The 19,029-nt window shown below is 53.4% G+C and carries 27 protein-coding genes and 2 pseudogenes; 21 read left to right on the top strand and 8 right to left on the bottom strand.

The window, feature by feature from the left end; genetic code table 11:
• Positions 1-111 precede the first annotated feature (111 nt).
• Positions 112-1,698, top strand: coding sequence for a hypothetical protein (locus tag C481_RS20050; protein WP_006111176.1), 1,587 nt, complete (start codon positions 112-114; stop codon positions 1,696-1,698).
• 8 nt (positions 1,699-1,706) lie between these two features.
• Here C481_RS20050 and C481_RS20045 read toward each other — a convergent pair whose 3' ends face one another.
• Together C481_RS20045 and C481_RS20040 are read right to left on the bottom strand one after the other, a co-directional pair.
• Positions 1,707-2,714, bottom strand: a complete 1,008-nt coding sequence (locus C481_RS20045; RefSeq protein ID WP_152422221.1) for a hypothetical protein — start codon at positions 2,712-2,714, stop codon at positions 1,707-1,709.
• A complete protein-coding gene (locus C481_RS20040) occupies positions 2,666-3,283 on the bottom strand; it encodes a hypothetical protein (RefSeq protein WP_006111172.1) in 618 nt (205 codons plus the stop codon). The genes C481_RS20045 and C481_RS20040 overlap by 49 nt, the downstream gene beginning before the upstream one ends.
• A gap of 149 nt (positions 3,284-3,432) precedes the next feature.
• Here C481_RS20040 and C481_RS20035 point away from each other — a divergent pair, with 149 nt between their 5' ends.
• Together C481_RS20035 and C481_RS20025 are read left to right on the top strand one after the other, a co-directional pair.
• Positions 3,433-3,612: a hypothetical protein gene (locus C481_RS20035; protein ID WP_006111170.1), complete on the top strand. Its 180-nt coding sequence runs from the start codon at positions 3,433-3,435 to the stop codon at positions 3,610-3,612.
• A gap of 338 nt (positions 3,613-3,950) precedes the next feature.
• Positions 3,951-4,301 carry an SWIM zinc finger family protein gene (locus tag C481_RS20025; protein WP_006111168.1) on the top strand — a complete coding sequence of 117 codons (351 nt, stop codon included), beginning with the start codon at positions 3,951-3,953 and terminating at the stop codon, positions 4,299-4,301.
• A gap of 65 nt (positions 4,302-4,366) precedes the next feature.
• On the opposite strand, the gene C481_RS20020 is transcribed toward C481_RS20025, so the two are convergent.
• Entirely contained in the window at positions 4,367-4,639 is a 273-nt protein-coding gene (locus tag C481_RS20020; RefSeq protein WP_006111167.1) for a HalOD1 output domain-containing protein, read from the bottom strand.
• 280 nt (positions 4,640-4,919) lie between these two features.
• Here C481_RS20020 and C481_RS20015 point away from each other — a divergent pair, with 280 nt between their 5' ends.
• The 6 genes from C481_RS20015 (at position 4,920) to C481_RS23350 (ending at position 7,518) form a co-directional block, all read left to right on the top strand.
• Positions 4,920-5,564 (top strand): hypothetical protein, encoded by a 645-nt coding sequence (locus C481_RS20015; RefSeq protein ID WP_006111165.1) that lies wholly within the window; start codon positions 4,920-4,922, stop codon positions 5,562-5,564.
• On the top strand, positions 5,561-6,025 hold the full coding sequence (locus C481_RS20010) for a hypothetical protein (protein ID WP_006111164.1): 465 nt from the start codon (positions 5,561-5,563) through the stop codon (positions 6,023-6,025). Before C481_RS20015 ends, C481_RS20010 begins: the two co-directional genes overlap by 4 nt.
• Positions 6,025-6,369: a hypothetical protein gene (locus C481_RS20005; protein ID WP_006111163.1), complete on the top strand. Its 345-nt coding sequence runs from the start codon at positions 6,025-6,027 to the stop codon at positions 6,367-6,369. The genes C481_RS20010 and C481_RS20005 overlap by 1 nt, the downstream gene beginning before the upstream one ends.
• The gene (locus C481_RS20000; RefSeq protein ID WP_006111162.1) at positions 6,369-6,755 is read left to right on the top strand and encodes a DUF7567 family protein; all 387 of its coding nucleotides are present in this window, start codon (positions 6,369-6,371) and stop codon (positions 6,753-6,755) included. The genes C481_RS20005 and C481_RS20000 overlap by 1 nt, the downstream gene beginning before the upstream one ends.
• A gap of 420 nt (positions 6,756-7,175) precedes the next feature.
• The gene (locus C481_RS19990; protein WP_006111160.1) at positions 7,176-7,361 is read left to right on the top strand and encodes a hypothetical protein; all 186 of its coding nucleotides are present in this window, start codon (positions 7,176-7,178) and stop codon (positions 7,359-7,361) included.
• Positions 7,351-7,518, top strand: a complete 168-nt coding sequence (locus C481_RS23350; protein ID WP_449406464.1) for a DUF7563 family protein — start codon at positions 7,351-7,353, stop codon at positions 7,516-7,518. The genes C481_RS19990 and C481_RS23350 overlap by 11 nt, the downstream gene beginning before the upstream one ends.
• On the opposite strand, the gene C481_RS22820 is transcribed toward C481_RS23350, so the two are convergent.
• Positions 7,489-7,671, bottom strand: coding sequence for a RidA family protein (locus C481_RS22820; protein WP_241434721.1), 183 nt, complete (start codon positions 7,669-7,671; stop codon positions 7,489-7,491). The two genes, C481_RS23350 and C481_RS22820, sit on opposite strands and share 30 nt — an antisense overlap.
• A gap of 408 nt (positions 7,672-8,079) precedes the next feature.
• On the opposite strand from C481_RS22820, the gene C481_RS19985 reads away from it, so the two are divergent.
• The 7 genes from C481_RS19985 (at position 8,080) to C481_RS19960 (ending at position 12,986) form a co-directional block, all read left to right on the top strand.
• The gene (locus tag C481_RS19985) at positions 8,080-8,478 is read left to right on the top strand and encodes an ArsR/SmtB family transcription factor (RefSeq protein WP_006111158.1); all 399 of its coding nucleotides are present in this window, start codon (positions 8,080-8,082) and stop codon (positions 8,476-8,478) included.
• Entirely contained in the window at positions 8,471-9,634 is a 1,164-nt protein-coding gene (gene arsB / locus C481_RS19980) for an ACR3 family arsenite efflux transporter (RefSeq protein WP_049904796.1), read from the top strand. The genes C481_RS19985 and arsB overlap by 8 nt, the downstream gene beginning before the upstream one ends.
• A gap of 9 nt (positions 9,635-9,643) precedes the next feature.
• Entirely contained in the window at positions 9,644-10,087 is a 444-nt protein-coding gene (locus C481_RS19975; RefSeq protein ID WP_006111156.1) for an arsenate reductase/protein-tyrosine-phosphatase family protein, read from the top strand.
• A 193-nt stretch (positions 10,088-10,280) separates the two neighbouring features.
• The gene (locus tag C481_RS22365) at positions 10,281-10,424 is read left to right on the top strand and encodes a hypothetical protein (RefSeq protein WP_006111155.1); all 144 of its coding nucleotides are present in this window, start codon (positions 10,281-10,283) and stop codon (positions 10,422-10,424) included.
• 156 nt (positions 10,425-10,580) lie between these two features.
• Positions 10,581-11,099, top strand: a complete 519-nt coding sequence (locus C481_RS19970) for a DUF7342 family protein (RefSeq protein ID WP_006111154.1) — start codon at positions 10,581-10,583, stop codon at positions 11,097-11,099.
• Positions 11,100-11,187: 88 nt separating this feature from the next.
• A complete protein-coding gene (locus C481_RS19965) occupies positions 11,188-11,532 on the top strand; it encodes a hypothetical protein (RefSeq protein WP_006111153.1) in 345 nt (114 codons plus the stop codon).
• Between the two features lie 425 nt (positions 11,533-11,957).
• A complete protein-coding gene (locus C481_RS19960) occupies positions 11,958-12,986 on the top strand; it encodes a hypothetical protein (protein WP_049904794.1) in 1,029 nt (342 codons plus the stop codon).
• Between the two features lie 124 nt (positions 12,987-13,110).
• Here C481_RS19960 and C481_RS19955 read toward each other — a convergent pair whose 3' ends face one another.
• On the bottom strand, positions 13,111-14,022 hold the full coding sequence (locus C481_RS19955; protein WP_006111151.1) for an endonuclease/exonuclease/phosphatase family protein: 912 nt from the start codon (positions 14,020-14,022) through the stop codon (positions 13,111-13,113).
• Positions 14,023-14,309: 287 nt separating this feature from the next.
• Between C481_RS19955 and C481_RS23235 the strand changes: the two are divergent.
• From C481_RS23235 to C481_RS19945, 3 genes and pseudogenes are all read left to right on the top strand, one after another.
• Positions 14,310-14,518, top strand: a pseudogene (locus tag C481_RS23235) (hypothetical protein).
• Between the two features lie 934 nt (positions 14,519-15,452).
• Positions 15,453-15,605, top strand: coding sequence for a DUF7837 family putative zinc-binding protein (locus tag C481_RS23345; RefSeq protein WP_006111149.1), 153 nt, complete (start codon positions 15,453-15,455; stop codon positions 15,603-15,605).
• 165 nt (positions 15,606-15,770) lie between these two features.
• A complete protein-coding gene (locus tag C481_RS19945; RefSeq protein WP_006111148.1) occupies positions 15,771-15,998 on the top strand; it encodes a hypothetical protein in 228 nt (75 codons plus the stop codon).
• A 107-nt stretch (positions 15,999-16,105) separates the two neighbouring features.
• On the opposite strand, the gene C481_RS19940 is transcribed toward C481_RS19945, so the two are convergent.
• From C481_RS19940 to C481_RS19935, 3 genes and pseudogenes are all read right to left on the bottom strand, one after another.
• Positions 16,106-16,936, bottom strand: a complete 831-nt coding sequence (locus C481_RS19940) for a helix-turn-helix domain-containing protein (RefSeq protein ID WP_152422220.1) — start codon at positions 16,934-16,936, stop codon at positions 16,106-16,108.
• A gap of 116 nt (positions 16,937-17,052) precedes the next feature.
• Positions 17,053-17,115 (bottom strand): annotated as a pseudogene (locus C481_RS23230) (transcription factor S); the annotation flags it as partial.
• 182 nt (positions 17,116-17,297) lie between these two features.
• Positions 17,298-17,585 (bottom strand): PadR family transcriptional regulator, encoded by a 288-nt coding sequence (locus tag C481_RS19935; RefSeq protein ID WP_006111146.1) that lies wholly within the window; start codon positions 17,583-17,585, stop codon positions 17,298-17,300.
• A 178-nt stretch (positions 17,586-17,763) separates the two neighbouring features.
• Here C481_RS19935 and C481_RS19930 point away from each other — a divergent pair, with 178 nt between their 5' ends.
• On the top strand, positions 17,764-18,420 hold the full coding sequence (locus C481_RS19930) for a hypothetical protein (RefSeq protein ID WP_006111145.1): 657 nt from the start codon (positions 17,764-17,766) through the stop codon (positions 18,418-18,420).
• A gap of 322 nt (positions 18,421-18,742) precedes the next feature.
• Complete coding sequence (locus tag C481_RS19925; protein WP_049904793.1) at positions 18,743-19,015, top strand: DUF7692 domain-containing protein; 273 nt, start codon at positions 18,743-18,745, stop codon at positions 19,013-19,015.
• The last annotated feature ends 14 nt before the right edge of the window (positions 19,016-19,029 follow it).

Raw genomic sequence — 19,029 nt, 5'->3', positions numbered from 1 at the left:
CAGCTGCACCTCAGAGATACTGGTCTTCCCACTTCCGGCGCTCACTGATTCTCTGATCACTCTCTATAGAACCGAAACCATCTTGGCAACATGTGCGTGAGATTACCGAATATGGACGATAACCATCTTGATTTCTTATTAGTTTTAGGCGCAGGCGCTCTTGTCGGGCTTCTCTTTGCTTATATCGCTCGAGACATTGAAACCCCTGCCCGAGCACTCATACTGCTGGCCACAGTCCAAGGATCCTTCTTAGCGATCGTCATCTCAGTGTTCCTGCTCAGCCTCCAAGTAAATGCTAATGTATTCAGCCCGCTGACCCTGGAGCAGTTTGGAAGACCGAATATATTGACCGGCCTCATACTGTTATATGTCTCATCAATTCTATTGGACCTACTTCATCTAATAACACTCTCAGACCCATTATTCCAGCATGGACTCAACCTCAATACAACACTTGGTATCCCCGTGGGAGTCGCAACTGTATGCCTGCTCTCACTAATACCTATACAACAGGTGATGGCAGATCTCGTCGCCCCAGAAACCATTCTTCGACGAACCGCTGATAATGCCGACACAGAGAGCTTGATCCAAGACCAGTCTGAACTCAATCCCTCCACAATAGAGAATATCGAACCGCCAAAACGCACACCCTTGCTTACTATCGAACAAGTACTGATCTCTTCTTCCAACCGAGATGACGAATTCACAGTACGTCAATCCATCTACTACATGAGCAACATGATCTCAGACTTCCTCCTAAACTACCCCATCACAAACTCCGAAAACGAAGACACAGAAACAGACCTCGAGATCACAGATAATAGCGATATCAACCAGCAATGCGCCTACATCTTCGAACACTGGAGAACATGCATCGAGATCGGGACCAACGGAGAAAAAGGACGGATAGAACTGCTTAACGCTACACATCTAAAGCTCACCAACCTCCTGATCAAAGAAGGATACACAGAACCAGTGAATAATCGACTCGACGAACTCGCCTCCATCCACTTACAGGCATTCGAAATCAACTATATCGAGCCTGAACTGCTCGAATCATACAGCGACTTAGTCTCAACCGCTATAGATGCCGATGAGACAAATCTGATCGAGCCAATTCTCTCCTCGAGACTGCGTATCTGCGAGGACATAACGACAACAGACCCTGTCGATCAAGACTACATCGACTACCTCTCTGGAGAACGAAGAGACGTCGTCTCAGGCGGCCTATCACATACCATAAACAATCTCAAAACAATCACAGAGCGCGAAGAAATCAGCAAGGGTCTCCGCCGCCGAACCAGCAAAAACGCGATCAACAGAATTGACACAATATTGCTGAACTTGATAAATAAACTCCAAGTCTCTGAAACAGAGAACGCTGATGCACAAGGGATAGAGCACAACATTCTTACTGAACTCCAATCGAGCCTACTCTCTGTCTTATCCTCAATATACGAGACCGATGAACTCATTGCAAAGAATTTAGCGATCGCTGCTGTCGAACTCTCCGTTCATCGGGAGCAAAACCCCGACCGATTCCGACACCATCTCGAAGACGAAGTATCTGAAGACCATCTATCAAGCCTTCTTAGCACCATCAAGGGCACAGACTCGCCAGAATCATTACGCCAGATGTGCCCTGCCGACCGTGAAGTCGAACTTTTCATCCAAGAACTGGGAGAACAAACTAGCTAGGACACCATTCAGACCGCTGTTCTTTCAGCTACTTTGTAAAACGTTTTCTCATTCGCATGGTAATAGTCCTCCTCATCATCCAGGATCTTCAATGAAACCAGCTCATCCATTTTGTCACGGAGCACCCAATCATGCAGCCCCGACTGATAGCCGTAGAGATCGACAATATTCGACCGGATCGAATCGAGATCCAAATGAAGGTCCGGATCATTCCTTTCGATCGCATCGAAATAGTACCCGTTCGCAAATTTAGGCAAATGACGCAGGATATTCAAGCCCAATTGTTCACTCAACTGCTTGTATCCGCGTTCAACAACCTCTCCAAGTATTTTCTCGTTGAACTTCTTAGTGGAGATGTCATCAAGATCATATTTGTTGAGAGGATCCTCAGCATACAGCTTTTTCCCATCAAACCTGATGAACCCCAGAGTTTCTAAGGTCTGTACGTACTGCAGAGTCTTCCCATCATCTTTGTCCTGAGCATCCCTAACATCCTCAAAAGACGCCGGATGATACAGCCTTGTCCACCGAAGAATCTGTTTAATAGGATTAAGCTGATTCTCTACAGCCGGTGTCTGAGCAATCTTATCGTAAGTCGCCCGCGCCATAGCATCACCCAGATCCTCACGCAGCTTCCGCTTCTCCCTAGTAAGCCCTTCAGACACTTCTTCTCGAGATTTGATTTGGATCTTGTACCTCGAGTCCACCTGCTCGCCAGTCAGCTCTGCAATACCATCGATGTCAATGAATTTTATAACCGGTTCTTCCCCTGGTCTACAGTCGGTTACATCCTTGGGGAAGGAATTCCCGATTTTGATAGACAGATTCCCTTCCTCAGTTTCGTAGTAGTCGGATATGTATGTCCCTGAGCCATATATTTGCTTCAGCTTTCGTTCAATGAGATTTTCCAAGGGGTACTCCTCACTACGAGGAATGTGAACGACCTCTGGTTCCAGTCTTGATTGGCTCATGTGCTGAATTGAGATATCCGCTGTTGATCTGTTCCCTCTACCCATAGCGTACTCGTTACTTCGTACTTACCAAGCCAGACCTCCTCAAAATCATTTTTATCGATCTGGGTTGGCTCCATATTCCCTTGGCCCTTGTTCCGAAACCGGTATGGGTCGTAAAGCAGTACTTCGGTGTGGTTCACGTTCATCACAAGAACGTATAGCTCTTTGCCGCTATTTCGAGAATCGGTTTGCGCAGAATATCCTTGACAGTATTGAAAATAGGCGGGAGAAACTTGCACCGCCGGCAACGAGCGGTTGTCATCTTCTGCGACCGCCTTCAACTCATCTATCATGAGACTGTCTTCATAACAGGCCTTGAACGGGTAATCGCTTAGCTCAGCTGTTAACCGAGACGCAATATCAAGCGAATAGTTCCCTGTGTTACAGGTATCACAGATCTTTTTTGCCCGTCTCTCACTTAAGGTAAGATCATCAGGTACACCATCTCGATCAGCGAATTCATGAAGCATATTCTGAAGAACATTTGGAAGGTCTGCTGTCAGCTCATCTTGAGCTCCAAACTGGCCGATTTGAACTTCCGCAGTTCTTAGATCCTGTGAAGTGATTGTCATTGATGACTACCGAAAGGGGATGCGTGGACTGATTTCATTAGTTTCCTGCCACTCTCTGGTTATAAAGTTGCTCTTTTGATACTCTTTTTCACAACCGTTACCGCAGAGATTCTGTAAGCTGGCGTGATCGCTTCGGCGTCACGTATCAAGTGGCTGTCTACCCGAACGCAAATCCGGACTGGGGATCGATCGAAGCCGAAGTCTCAACACTCGAGATCGCAGAAACCGTCTGCAGTGGCCTCGAGGAGCAATACGATCTGTTGACGGAAGACGAGCGAGAGAACGGCGAGGTCGACCTCTCGTCGCGGGGACCAAAGCTGATCGTCTGAGCCAACAGCCTCGCAACGAACGTACAGCCGGTGGCGTTGTTCGCTCCTCACGAGGAGTAGAGGGATCAAAGACGATGCAAACTGCCAGCCAGATCACGAATCCACTCGCCGTTGAGTTCACTACCGAGTCCGATTCGACCGTCGAGCATTCCCGCTTTGACGTATTCGACGCGTCTGAGCACACTAACACGAGCTGTGACTACTGCGGAAAGTTCGGGCTTGTTCCGACCCAGAGCTGTGAAACTGCCCGTGATCTTGGCGTTCAACTCATCTGCTCCGACTGCGAGAGCGCGTGACTCGACACGATCGACCAGTCTACCGGTAGTTACACCTAGCCTATGTCAATATCACCATCAGCACATCCGATCGAGCGACTTGAACCGACCCAGCGGACGCTCCGACGCGCCCAGTACGAAGCCTTCGAGTTCGAACTTGTCGCACAGGGCGTCCTCGTTCGCAACGCCAGCCACGCAAATCCCGGGGACCATGAGTATCTGGTCACGATCGAGGACGGCTTGCCGCACAGCTGTCCGTGTCCAGCAGACGAACACTACCAAGGTGCATGCAAACATCGGGTTGCGGTCGCGATCCGAACGTCCGTTCTCGAGACTGCACGCAACGTACAGCGGATTCGCGAACTGAATACCTGCAAGTGTAGGTCAAAAAAGCTCTGTGGAAACCTCCTGTAGATGATAAGCTTGACTGTCTCAATAAGCAATTTACTGAGTGTTCCCAAGCTATAGGAGGGAGGAATTTACCCTGTTTTCACGAACTTCGCGTTACCATTCTGTTTGACAGTAATTCGATACCCGTGATAACTGAACTTGACTTCCATTTGGGCCTCTGGTGACGGTGGATTAGAAAAGAGTTCATTGAGCATTCCGTCTATACAGTCGTAAATCGTGGGTAGTTCGGTAGCATCTGCACCTTCAAAATCCATGATCTCCTCAACAACCTGCACTGATGGGTTATCGCCATCAGGGTCTAGATCCCGATGGACGACCTCCCTTTCAGTTCGATCTGACATTACGCTACTGTCTATTGTGAACGGCCGGTATAGCTGTTTATATAAGAAACTACAGGTGTTCCCTCGAAATAAGGAGGTTCGAATTGCTTTGCTGGTTGTTTGAAGGTCTAAACGGTCAGTAAGCACCTGTAGTGATCGGGCGTTTCACTGTGATAGGCGTCCGAGAAAAAATGACTTCCACAGAGCTAGCCAGAATGAATTTGTTGGCTCCGTAAGTTACCGCACGAACGTACCGCACGTGGTGTTGTTGCACCCTCGAGAGGAATGGAGGGTATCACAGATGTCACGAGTAGACGATACGGCAGCACAGCCAACGGAAACACCCGATAACGAGCAGTCAACCGACTACACGACGCCGCTTCCACGGCGGTTCCTCGCGACTGCCAGTGGGCCGGTCACTCGGATCACTGACCATAGTGACGAGACAACCGAGCGTGTTCGCGCCGACATCTCAATCGAGTACTCGATCGAAACGCTCGAGGAGTTCGCCACGTTCTGGGGCTTCCACGATTACCGCAGCTGGAAGCGAGCGGCTCTCGAGGCTCTCCTCGAGAGACAGGAACCCGACGCTGTGACGTACGCCGTCGACGAGGACGACCTCGAAGAGTGGGACGTCACGGTCGACGGACGTGTTGAGGCATTTGCGGGACTCGTCGAGACGATGGCCGACTACACAGGACGAGATCCTTCTTGTCGAGATGCAATCCCTCATCAGATTGCAGCTCGGATCAACGGTCTCACTGATGGTCGCCAGACGACTGACGACGTTCTCACGGAGTTTGCTGACGAGCTGCATCGGGCAGAGCTGTGGGGGCTTGGGGCGCACCTTGCGCTCCTGAACGTCAGACACGCCCACCACGAGCCGATTGAACAGCAGGCCGCAACGCTTGCTCGCACTCTCAGTGACGACGAGGTGAGCCGATGAGCGAACAGTCGATCAAACTTGGTGACGTCTGTTTGGATCTCGCACAGGGGCGGCCAGTCCACGTGATCGCAGATACTGGCCAGACCGTAGCCGAGTGGTCCGAGGCAAACAACTACAATCTACTCGATAATTACGGGAACTCACGATTCGACACAACCAACGACGATCGCGTGTTTGATGTCGTCTACTGTTCGAGCCTGAAGTCCAGGCCTTCGAAAACCTACGCATATCCCGAGTCACGGCTTGGTCGTATCGAGAGCGAGGTAGCCGATGCTGGCCGCCAGGTCGCTGATCGGGTGGTCGTCACCGTCCTTGAGAAACTGTTCGAACGAGCAGCCACGGACGACGATGGAGCCGTGGCCGTCCTCGAGAGCTATGCCACCGACGTCGGATATGCGGACGAGGCCGCTGAAGCGCGTGAACTGGCTGAGGTCGATCGGATCATCAGAGGTGAGGCGTGATGGTGGCCGATCTGCTGACGTACGTCGACGAGAGTGACGCACCCGAGGACACGCTCACCGAGTCGCAAGTGTGGGCGCTTCGCCAGGGCGTGCAGGCGGCGATCGATCGCGGTGACGGGAGTCTCTCACTTCCGTCGAGAGCACTCTCGGCTGACCGATGGCATCATTGGGGCATCGGCATCTCTGTCTGGGTCCACGACAGCGGTGTCCTCGTCCTCCAGAAGGACGGGAACACGATCGTGACCGATATCTCGATGCTCGAGCACGTTTCGCTGGTACTGGCTGGCGCCCACGCCAGGATCGGACGCGTGACGCGGATCGGTCCAGAGAGAGGTGACGGGTGATGGCGATCGTCGATACTGAAGATCGGTATGCTGGTGCGTTCGACACGGTGGAGTGTCCTGTCTGTGGCTCCGATGAATGGACACACCTTGTCTATCAGGGCGTTTTCTGTGTGACCTGCAACACTCGGTGTACGCTGCGTGAAGCGTCTGGCGACCAGGGCTTCATCGCCGAGTTCGACAGCCAGTACACGTGGTCCGTCGAAGAGGCTGAGCCGATTCCTGAGACTGATGAGTACGGCGCGCTCGCGTCGGGCAAGTGGCTTGGGACCGAGTCTCGTGGCTACGATCGCTACTGGTTTTCGGCGTATGCAGACCACGTTGACGGGCATGAGAACGAGTGGGAGCCAGCGTGGGATCGAGAGACAGTGACCGCAGAAGCTGACTAGCGCTCAATTAGACACGAAGACACCTAGCGACAGCACTGGACGTCCTCCTTGCCGTTCGGTGGTGTTGTTCTCCCCTCGAGAGGGGTGGAGGGTTTGACAGATGAGCCGATTCAGAGAGCTGAAACAGATTGTACAACGATCCGAATACTATGAAACCGATACGGGCCGAAAACTGCGCCTGCGTGCGGAAGCCGAGGTGATTGCTCGTACAGAGTGGTTGGTTCCTGACGGCGGGACCGTAACCGCCGAGGCTACTCGGAGTGAGTCCGAGAAACCGACGTACACGCAGCATGTCGAACCGCCGGAACAGGGCGGGAAGGAGTACGTCCGATGTACGTATTGCGAACGCGAACTGCTGGTCGAACTCGGTGGACAGGACAACCTGTCGCATGCGCCCGGCTGCCCAGAGCGTGAGTCGCGATGAGCGAGTCCACCGACAGCTGGTCTGACGAACGAGTGCAGGCCGAACTCGAAGCAGTACTGGCCGATCTGCAAACGCTCGAGGAGCACCTGGCCGAGCCGTTGACTCTCTCAGGTGCGATCACTGAGATCGAGACGACGATCACCATGTACAAGCAGACGGACATGGGGCCTGATGATGCCTGAGTGTTCGAACTGCGGCGCGCACGTCACAGAACAATACAAGCGGGTATTTGCGGACAACACCGGAACGCTCCACGCCTGTCCGAACTGCCGATCCCAGCGCGAGCGATATCATGGAGCAGGGGCCGGGCTAGCGGAGGAGGTGAGTCATGGTAACTGAGCAAGTCGAATACGAGTAGCCCTCAACGGTCACTGCTGCACCACCAAGGAGTTCACAGATACCCACTGTTGTACGTGCAGGGCATGTCTTAGCGAAAAACTGCTCGTAAGTGTCATTGACGTCTTCATACGCGTCCATATCTGCAAGATACAACGTTAATTGAAGAACATGAGATGGGTCTTTGCCATATCGGTTCAGTTCCGCTTTGAGTTTTGGAGACAGATTTCTAATTGCTGCGATGGTGGTTCGCTACGAGCGACTTCGCCATCCTGTTCTGGGAGCAAGCCCTCAATAAAGACAAGATCAGAACTCCCGGTTTTCTTCCCGAACGCACCAACGAACTCTGATCCGTCCCGTTGCTTCCGACTGGTTTCACTGACACGAACAGGACTGGACTCGACTCTCTGCTTGTTTTCCATAGCAGAGTTTAGATATCTCTCAACTAAAAGCGTTGGGGTATTTCTAATTATGCGGTCTGATATCCGTATTACAGGGTATTAGGCTCGTCACCATGGATTTCTACCGGAAGCATTAATTGAATCGTCACTCAATCAATTAGTGATGGCACAAGCGACGGAGCGACTCCAACGATATCTCGAAGACGAACTCGGAGAGTGTCGCAGCGAAGATGTCGAAGAACGGCTCAACGAACTCAGCACGCTCGAGGAAGCGATTGGAGCGGAACAAGTCAACGCCGAACTCGACGTTCTTTCTGCGCTGGCCAACGAGACGCGCTATACGCTCGTTCGCGTTCTTGTCGCCGCAGAAGCGGAACTCTGCGTCTGCGAACTGAACGCTGTCGTTGATGTGACCGAGAGTGGCCTCAGTCATGCGCTCTCAGCACTCGTCGAGGCGGGACTCGTCTCGAGCCGGAAAGACGGACGCTGGAAGAAGTACCGAGCGACCAACCGCGCTGTTGCCCTCGTAACAGTCCTCGAAGGGAGCGTGAGCGATGAGTAACGCGACCCACGAACACGGCCCGAACTGCGGCTGTAAGAGCTGTGGCGATCCACGGTCGATGGATTTCCTCGATAAGTATCTCACCGTCTGGATCTTCGGTGCGATGGCAATCGGTGTCGGCCTCGGCTATGCTGCTCCGTCAGTGACTGGGCCAATTCAGGACCTCCATCTCGTCGAGATTGGTCTCATCTTGATGATGTACCCCCCGTTAGCGAAGGCGGACTACTCACGGCTTCCAACTGTATTTAGTAACTGGCGGGTTCTCGGGTTGAGCCTCATTCAGAACTGGCTGATTGGCCCGACGCTAATGTTCGGGCTTGCAGTCGTCTTCTTCAGCGGACTCGTGCCCGGTCTACCGGCTCGTCCCGAGTACTTCCTTGGACTGATATTCATCGGAATGGCCCGGTGTATCGCGATGGTGCTGGTCTGGAACGAACTTGCGGAAGGATCGACTGAGTATGTAACCGGCTTAGTCGCGTTCAATAGTCTCTTCCAGATCATCACCTACGGAGTGTACGTCTGGTTCTTTGCCCTCTTCCTTCCACCGCTATTGGGCATGGAGACGCTTGTTGACGGGATTACGACCTTCGATATCACGCCGATGCAAGTGTTCGCAGCGATTGTAATTTTCCTTGGTATCCCCTTTGCGGGCGGGTTCCTTACTCGGTATGTCGGAACACGAACAAAGGGCGAGGACTGGTATGACGACGAATTTATCCCGAAAATAGACCCATTAACGCTGATCGCACTGCTGTTCACCATCATTGTAATGTTTGCCACGCAGGGCGAGAACATTGTCGCGGCCCCCGCAGACGTTCTGTTGATTGCCGTCCCACTGACGATTTACTTCGTCGTGATGTTCCTCGTGAGCTTCGGCATGGGTCGCGGTATTGGTGCAGACTACTCGACGACGACAGCAATCGGATTCACAGCGGCTTCGAATAATTTTGAGTTGGCGATTGCCGTCTCGGTCGCCGTCTTCGGTGTCGGATCTGGCGTTGCCTTTGCGACCGTCGTTGGCCCGCTCATCGAAGTACCCGTCTTACTCGCACTCGTCCATGTGGCACTGTACTTCCAGCGTGCATTCGATTGGGATGGCTTTGAGACGGGACAGATAGTCGATCCGACCGAAACAGCCGTCTCAGAAGACGACTAATCAACAACCATGAGTCAGAACATTACACGTATCGCGTTCGTCTGTGTGCAGAACGCTGGCCGCTCGCAGATGGCGTTTGCTTTCGCTGAGCGCGAGCGGAACGTCCGGAAGTTAGCCGATTCTATCGAGATCAGGACTGGTGGCACGCAGCCAGCCAATTCCGTTCACGAGGAAGTGGTCGAGGTTATGCAAGAGAAAGATATCGACCTCCGTAATCGAACACCTCGAGAGATTATACATTATGATCTCCAAGACTGTGAATACGTAATTACAATGGGGTGTTCCGCAGAAGGAGTCTGTCCAGCCACATGGAGCGGTGAAAACCGTGACTGGGGACTTGCTGATCCCCACGGAAAGGATCTTGAGACGGTACGGGAGATCCGCGATGAAATTGAGATTAGGGTTAATTCATTGTTCAACGAAATAACTGGTAAACAACAGACCAATAACTAAGTCAGCTGTACTTACCGCAGAGGGCGCCAAACCCATCATATTCTAAGTATTCCAACAGAGTCTCTCGATTGTACCACTTGGGTTCTCTGTAGCCCTCTGCGCTTTCGACGCGATCGATTGTGGTGTTGCTCACCCCCTCAGAGGGGTGGAAGGAGCGTGTACAAGCGATACACGCTCTCCAAGACTGATCATCATGCCACTCCTAGACGTATACGAACACACGTTCGACGAAGACGTCCCCCTCTCTCGAGAGCCGCCCGTCGGAGACGGGGACAGCGAGGAACAGATACTGCCCTACGACGGACTCAGCGCAGACAGCAACACCGAGGAGGATTGATCCTCACCGTGACGATCGAGATCCAGAACACGATGGCGTGGGTGGCGGCGAGCGTGGGGTCGAAGATGGTTGGGGTACACGGCGAGTGACTATGACTTTGAGCGATATATTTTGCCCAGAGGAAGAAATATGTGTGTTAATCCCGTTGGTAGGAGTATGACAGACGATGTCCGTCACGACGGCCCACCTCCGTTCGATAGACCGTTCGAAGGCGAGGACACGAAGCAGCGCGTGTACGGTGCGGTGTTACACGCTCGAGAGCCGATGACGGCCGCCGAGATCGCCGAGCGAGCAGACTGTTCTGGGGAGTCGGCACGGACACACCTGTCCTTCTACGCCGACCTCGGCATCGTCATTCGGCATGAGGGCCGGCCGGTCAGGTACGAGCGCAACGATGACTATTTCGAGTGGCGGCGGGTCAACAAGCTGGCGCGGGAGAACACTGTCGACGAGTTGCAGGCCCACGTGTCGGAATTGACCGACCGGATCGAGGAATACCGCGGGGAATATGGGGTCGACTCGCCCGCCGAGGTCGATGTCCTTGAGTTCGACGCGGAGCGGATTGATGACGTGTACGTGGAACTCAGTAATTGGGCCACCCTTATCGAGGAGCGTCGCCTACACGAACGCGCCAGAACAAAGGCCGCCGGCTCGACGGCCCCGTCGCACAGCTGAGATGGTGCCGACGGATGATGGTTCGAGTCCCGCACCGATAGACCGGTCGGTGTTGGAACGAATGCGTTCCCGATTCGTTGGGCGTCGCATGTTCGAATCGGCGGAGATCGTCAAGGAGGGGAAGTTGCACCTCCGCGTCGAGCTGTCAGGCGACTACTATCCGAACGAGGCGTCTGCTCGCTTTGAGATTCGCTGGTATCGCAACGACGACTTCAACTTCCACTACCAGGAGCAGCGGCGGGACAGCGACTGGAAGTGTCGATGGGATCGGCACCCAAACGCACACAACTCACGGGATCACTTCCATCCACCACCGGCCGCTAGCCGCATCGATGCGGAGAACGCTCAGTGGCCGGACGACCACCGCGACGTGAGCCGCCTCGTCCTTGATCACATCGAGGAACGCATCGAGATGCTGTGGGAGCAGCAGTAGGCGGAGGCATTGCCAAACGTGTTAAGGAGATCCGTTCGAGAAGTGCGACTGTTACTTTTGTCCGGAGGAGACGCTGAGATTCGACTGACCCGGTTTTCGGAGTGAACGGACACTTCGAAAGAGCGCTATTCGACCCTCAAAGAGGGATATAGGAACTGTTGAGATGGAGACGAGTGGACTAGCGACTCATGCTCTACGGTGGGAAACAAAACATACGGAAAGCGCGGGTGAGGGTGCCTCTGACAGGTAACAGCCGAACGGACGACAACCGCCCGGCCTCCCCACATATAAACCAACTAATACGTATAGATAATTCTTTTGATCTATAGACAAAATGTTGTTTCACTTTCACTCCACTACTCGGAGATTCACGAGGGAAGGGATAAGAGCGAAAATTGACGACACACGAAGAGTTCCACAACACCATGAACTACGATGCTGACGACCGCTGGGAGTTCGCTCCCGAAGACGAAGGAAGTATTGCCCCCGATGTGACTGACTCGAGAGCCGTCGACGACGGCAGCTACGAACGCATCAACAACTCCCTCAAAATCAATCACGTGGAGTATCCAGACGCTCCTGAATCAGCATCCTACGAGGACGGCTCCACCGCTGAGAATCAGTGCGAGTGTGGCACAGATATCGCACACAACCGGACGAAGTGCGACTTCTGTCTCACGAACAGCCTCGACTACGGTGATCTGACGGTCCAACCTGACACCAAGCGCGAGCTCACTGGGCTGATTCACGTCCTCGTCGACGCGAAAACTGATCACAATGCCATTAGCAAAGCCAAAGTCATCTTCAGAGGATTGACTAGCAATCCCTTCACTACCTCTATCGACGGTATCGACGAGTGCGAAGTGATTGCTGACCTCAAGGGCGAGCTCGTGACGCGATTCTCTCGTGAATGGGGTCAATTGCCTGGTGCCGCTGACCTCGACACGACTGAAGGACAGCGCCAGCTCGATCTCATCCGCCAGAACGCCGGCCACGACTACACTATAGCTGCTGAGGAGAGTACCGCCAACACCGAGGGAAACCGACCGACGCTCGAGCCAGTGCTGTTCGACGCTGAAGGCGAGCCAATCACTGACATCGAGGAGGTCGGACAGCTAATTGCCGGCGGCACGCTCGAGCGAACCAGTTCCAACTGGGATACTGACGAATATCCGCGACGTGAGGAGCCAACACGCACCTGGATCGTTCCCGCGATCGCCCTCGAACACGTCTCCCCACCGGATCGCTCCGAGAACCCTCCTCGTGAGGGGCGAACCCGTCGCAATCTAGAGTGTCAGTCTTGCGGTGAGGCGACGCACCACACGTTCGGTGGCTTCGATGAAGTGCCAGTTCCAGAGATTCCCGGCTCACCGATCTGGGAGTGTACTCAGTGTCAGTTACCCCGGCACGGCCCGAGTCCTGACAGTCCGAGAGCAAACACGCACTACCGCTAAATATAGCGTTGCGTCAATCGTAGACTGATGAGTTCGTTGTCTCGCACCCAGACGTCCAAGAACAAATAGTTCTCCTACCACATGCGAGATACACGGCACGTATCGGTTATCGACTATGATCGAATTATACCTCGAAAGTTGCAATCATCGGAGCATGGTCACTACAACCGAAGCCGTCTTGGTCGTAATAACAATCTTTTGGGTTCAGTTCAGCAGAAGCAATCATATGGTCGAACCGCTTCCCTTGGATATCCTCAGGTGTGACCGCTAACGGATCATCAGTTTGGGTGGCGTGGCTCACATCAAGAATGTCAAGTTTGCCATAACCATGCTGCTCCCGAAATACATCGATCATCCCCTTCTCTTCCAGCCCAGTGAGAATATTCAACTCCGCTTTCTGCCATCGACGAGCAATTTTCCCGTCTTCATGGTGTCGCCATGGGATAGTTGTTCCATCTGCCAATTCCCTATCTGGGGCGTTGAAATCGCCAGTAAGGAGGCATAGTGACTTGCTACCCTTGGCGATCCGATTATAGGTGTTTTCGAGAATCTTAATTTTCTCCTCGCCGTGCATACTCCCAGGGACAGCACGAACATTCCAGAGTTCAAGGGTAGTATCATTGAACTCTACCGTAGCATTGAGGATTTTCTCAGGCACGTTCGTATCCCAATCTTTCAGGTCTGCCCCTTCCCAGGGGCCGTACCGAATACTCGGTTGTAAGCGGGTGAGGTTGCTCCCGACAAAGTCGTCATGAACAGCAGTGAGATTTCCATTCACGTGGTTATAATCCTGGTGCGGAGGGATCTCGCTCTCACCTAGTTCTTCAGCCCAATCAAGCGTGTGCACAACCTCTGTATACCCAATGTCGTTCAATTTATCAATCCACACATCACGTCGATGACGGCTGACCTCGTTGAGCGCAATGATGTCTGGATAATCAACACTCTCCTCAAGGTATTGAAGTTGGTTTTCTATTCGTTCAATCGGGGTATAAGGGGGAAAAGCTCCCTGCACGTTCCACGAAAGGATGTCCATCCTATCATCGAAGGTGGAGTCGCTTACATATCAATATAGGGGCAAGATCCTTCCAATGTTCGGCGCTAACCAGTATACTGAATCCAACCTCTATATCTCGCACGCCGTTTCTATCAGATAATGACCCTCTCTCCAGTCTTGGAGAATACTGAATCCATCAATCGACGGTTAAAGCACTACTAGGAACGTGAACGGCGAGACCCTCTCGCTGCTTCAATGTGGTTGTCAGACCAGAGGCACCGTCTTGTGGCGTTGTTTCTCTCCTCGAAGGGTGAGAGAATTCTACGATGTCAGAACATAATCGCACTAACGAGCCGCTGACGCCCCAGCAGCGCCTCGAGTCATCGAATCCCCGGATCATTGATGCGGGAATCGCGACGATCACCGACATGGAGACACTTCAGGCGTGTGTCGCCTACGAAAACCAGCACCAACAACGCCTTCCGATCCTCAAACAGCTAGGCCACGAGCTGAAGAACTTCGTGAGGAGTCGTGACTGGTCCACCGATTACGACGCCTGCGAAGATCTGAGAGTGTTGTTTGTACCCTCGAGAGGGGTGGATGTTTTTCCAGATAACAGATCGACCCGAGATTACGATCCAACAACAGACAGGTTCACCGCTGACGGTGGACTCGAACCGACCGAAGAAAGTGTTGCGACCTCGCTCGAGGATTTCGGCGCTGACGTCAGCCATCGCAAGGTCGAAACACGACTCGATCGCCCCGTGCCAGCGAGTTCGGCATCGACGACCGCGTCGACGAACTCGAGGCAACACTCGGGGAGAAAGACGACCGTATCAACGAACTTGAGGCGACTAATGAAGCGCTTCGAGAGCAACTCAGTGACTATCAAGAGGTACTCGAGCGTCGTGATCAATATTCGAACCCGAGATAGATGAGACGGGTGCTGATGACGGTGACTCGATCTGGGGTCGTGCACGGCGGTTCGTCGGAAATGGCAACTGAGACCTATTCCAAAGTTATTCGCCGAGCTTTTCGACTGAGGTGACGGCTGAGATTCGGTCACCTGGTCTATTCTCTGGATTGGCGATAACTGGATCGACCGGCGGGATCGGTGTTTCCTATGAAGCAGTAGTCGGTAGACTGGCAGTAATCTTGGCGCTCCTGATCAGTAGTTGGTGGTTCCGGTTAGCGTCTCCCTCTGAAGGCCGTGAATCTCATCGGGTGGGACCCGGTTGTTCTCTGTATCGGCGGAGCGTTGGATTTCTTAGGGAAGGTATGGCTATGTCTATTCTTTAGATGAAAGTCCTCAAGATGCGAACTGATGCGTTCGTGCGCCATCCATTTTCAGTTTCACCGTGGTTGGATCGCCTATTTGTGAATACGGATACTCTCCTACTTGTAGAGGGAGTAACCACATCATCCCCTGTCGCAGTCACACGCTCCCTCTATATTACCTTCACAAATTCATGTCCACGACGAACCCACCGGATCTCGGTGCGTGTCCGTTCTGCCAGGCCGAGATCACGACGCTCAATGTGATCCTCGAGTATGAGACCGAGACGGGACCGGCCGTATACGCCGAGTGTCCTGAGTGCCGCGACGTCGTGAACCCACAGTAACCACCGCCCATGCTATGTGACAGAGTAGGCCGGTTGTTTGGCCTAGTGAACGAAAAGGACGTCGTGTACGAGTGTCGGCGCTGTGGCACCACTGTCGACAAAGATACCGATACCTGTCCTGAATGCCGGACAGAAACGATCGTACAACATCGGATATCCTGACCTATGGACAAGGAGTACAACCAGATCCTGGAACTCGTGGCGGAGAGTCCGGGGACCACCCTCAAGGAAATTACCGATCTGGCAACCGATCACGGTGTCATTGATACGGACATCCCGGATATCCTTTCAGAGGCGCTAAGAAACGATGATCTTCTCGAGTTTGATGACCGGTACTGGGTGATGCGGAAGGGAAAGTACGGGTTCCACCAATACGATCATCCGGAAACCTGATTGCAAGTGGATTCGGAACGAGTACCGGGATTGGAAGCCACGCCTCTGGGAGGTGCATCTGGTCTGCTACAAGCATCTCATCTCCAGCGTATAACGTGATGGACCAGCTATTTTGCAGGAAGGTACTGGTCGTATTGTGGTTCGAACAGTTGGCCGCGCTGCTTCAGGTCTTGAATCGCTAATTCGACCTCATGCCGGTACAGGTTGTAATCTTCCATGATGGACTCGATCAATGTTTCTCGTCGAACCGGATCGGCCTCATCCTCGTCACCGGTCCCGGCATGTTCATGGATGAAGTCGTAGACCGCTGTTTCTTCGTCGCTCAGATGGAGACGCGGGTTGTCTCCGTCGTACACTGTCTGGGTATCCGGGTCCTCCCGAACTTCCTCGAGTTGTTCGGTGGGGAGGTCCCAGTTATGGACAAACGGGTAGTCCCCGATCGATCCCAGGTCGTTGTACAGCCAGCTTACCAAGTCGCTATAGCAGAACCGGCACAGCACGTAGAAATCAGTCAGCCCGGGTTCCGAGGTGTCGCCGGAGAAGTATGTGTCAGTGTCGATCTTCGCGAAGTCATAGTTTTCGTCGACATCACGGCCACACCGCTGACAGGTGTGATCCGGCTTCTTGTGCGAGGGCAGGTCGCCGAACGGGATGAAGTACGCGGTGGCGTTCCCAATCTGTGTCGCGGCGATGCGGTCATCCTTGAGCAGTGTGTCAACGTGGTTGTTGATGGTGCGGACGGAGAGGCCGAGTTCGTCGGCGAGCTTTTGTGCGGACAGTGCAGGTTCGTCAGTATTCCGGAGCGTGGTCACGATCCGCTCCTTGGTGTCCCGTTCGGACATACCTGAGGCGACGGCTGCTGGCCTCATAATGTTTACGTACTGTGAGGTGAATTCAGAGTCTATGAATGTATATCGGAGGTTCGGTGGGTGGATCACTGGGTATGAACGTTCATAGTCTGAGAAGGTAGCTGGCAGGAGCAGCCGTGAGCGATGTTATGTCTCTGAAGTGGAACCAGTGTTCTCGGACAAAAATGAACCTAGTCGTCGCGCTATCAGTGGTCGCACCGGGTGCAGCGGAACAGCCGTGTCTCCGGTTCGTCCGCCGAACGGATCTTCGCCGTGTCCGTGGTGGGCTGCTGTCACCGTAGTCATCCAAACGTTCGGGTAGTGGATTGAGGAAGAGGGAGAAAAACGGTTTCACCGTCTTGACTGGTCAGAAGAGTTTCCAATCAAGAACTCGCGGTACTGTCGTACAGTTTCCTATCCTGCCTGTTTCAAAGCTGGGAAAGAATAGTGTTTACTCGGAGAAGAGGCCCTCCACGTACTGTTCCTCCCAGTCACGTCGGGCTTCGGTCTCCCGTGTTCCTCGCCGCGTGGTTGAGTACACGTTCGTCCGCCGATCCGCCTCCCCCTTCTCGACCAATCCTTTGTCGACGAGGGTGTCGAGGTTCGGGTAGAGCCGGCCGTGATGGATATCCTTCTCGTAGTACTCCTCGAGTTCATCCTTGATCGCTAGGCCGTGTGGTTCGTCCAGTCCCGAAGTAACGTACAACAGGTCGCGCTGGAAGCCGGTGAGATCGTACATATCAGCCCCCATGGCTATCAACGGCTTAAAAATAGTGGTACCATGGGCTATGAACCCTTCAACCCCTCCACTATATGGTCACCTACTTTTCCCTCATCTTTCCTCAACTCATGTGTATCTATGTGAGCCAACGTAAGAGTTATTGGACAGGGGGAAGTTGGATAGCACAGAGGTCGCAATGACGCAACCATCGGACACTCCAGACGATATCGATCCTGAACAGCTCAAGGAATACGTGAAGAGCCTCCCAGAAGACGAACGGGAGGAACTCCTAAAAGAAGTCCAGACAGAGGACGTCTACCCCGTCCTCAACTGGGCACCGAACCCTGCCGCCGTGAAAGCCACGCTCAACTTCATCTCGGACAATGGCACGGTCACCTATGAGGAACTGCGTCAGCACCTCGTGAATCTGGACTACGCCGATACCGATGAGGGGAAGTACAACTTCGGGATCGTCTCGGTAGAGGAGGACGACCCCGTCTTCAACACGACCGGTGGCCAGGAGGCTGATACCGAGATTTCGCTGACACCGATCGGAGAGGAGATCGCCAGCGTGTTCGACGACCACAAGGAGATTCGTCCCGTTGAACGGGCATTATTGTGTGGCCTCCAGCCCTACGGTAGTGGCTTCGCGTATCTTTCGCTGCTGGATGAGCACCGTGAGGACGGCATCCTCCGTCAGAATCTGGAAGATGCGATGATCGACCGGTTCGGTGGATCTGGGAAGTACTTTACTGGGTACTTCACGTCGTGGTATGCGAAACTCGGGTTGCTCGAGAAAGAGCAGGTAGGTCGGAAAAAGAAGTTCCATCCGGCCTTCCCCGAGGCCTGGTGAGAACCTTCTCACCGGATATCCCCTTAATCAATCCTAATTCTTGCTTTCGTGTCTAATTCAGGTACTTGGCGATCTTTAGTTCGGCATCTTTAATGACCTCCTCCAGACTCCGGAACAGGGCGTGCTGCTTCTCCTTCCGCTTCTGGATCACAGGATTGCACGTCGACAGAATCCGTTTCCCGAATATGTACACGAGTCACGACTCATCGTGTGTATATCTCGAGTCAACCTGTTGTTTGAGCCGCTGTTTGTCTCTGAATAGCCGACACGTTACGCCGATTTTGGACCGAAATGGGCCGTTCAATGAGCCGAAAAACAAGGAATTCGGGGGTCGTGTGTACGAGTATGCAGGATCGACGGCGACTATGCATATCGACGAGACGCGATCGAACGTCCAGCTCACTTCTACGACTGCAATAAGACAAAAGCGGCGGTGAGTGTCTGTGACGACGTTTTAAAGTTTGTTCAGGCGTCTCGCCAATTCCTTGAGCGCGACGACCTCACACTCAAGCAGCACCAGGAAATCGCCGAGATGCTGTCGACGCGACCGGTAACCTTCGAGGTCAGTACCGCGATTATCGCCGAGACGGAGTGAGAGTTTCAGCAGGA

Origin of the sequence: Natrialba asiatica DSM 12278 (assembly GCF_000337555.1) — an archaeon.
Lineage (GTDB): Archaea > Halobacteriota > Halobacteria > Halobacteriales > Natrialbaceae > Natrialba > Natrialba asiatica.
The sequence above is the reverse complement of the archived record's forward strand: the minus strand, read 5'-3'. Positions and strand labels throughout refer to the sequence as shown.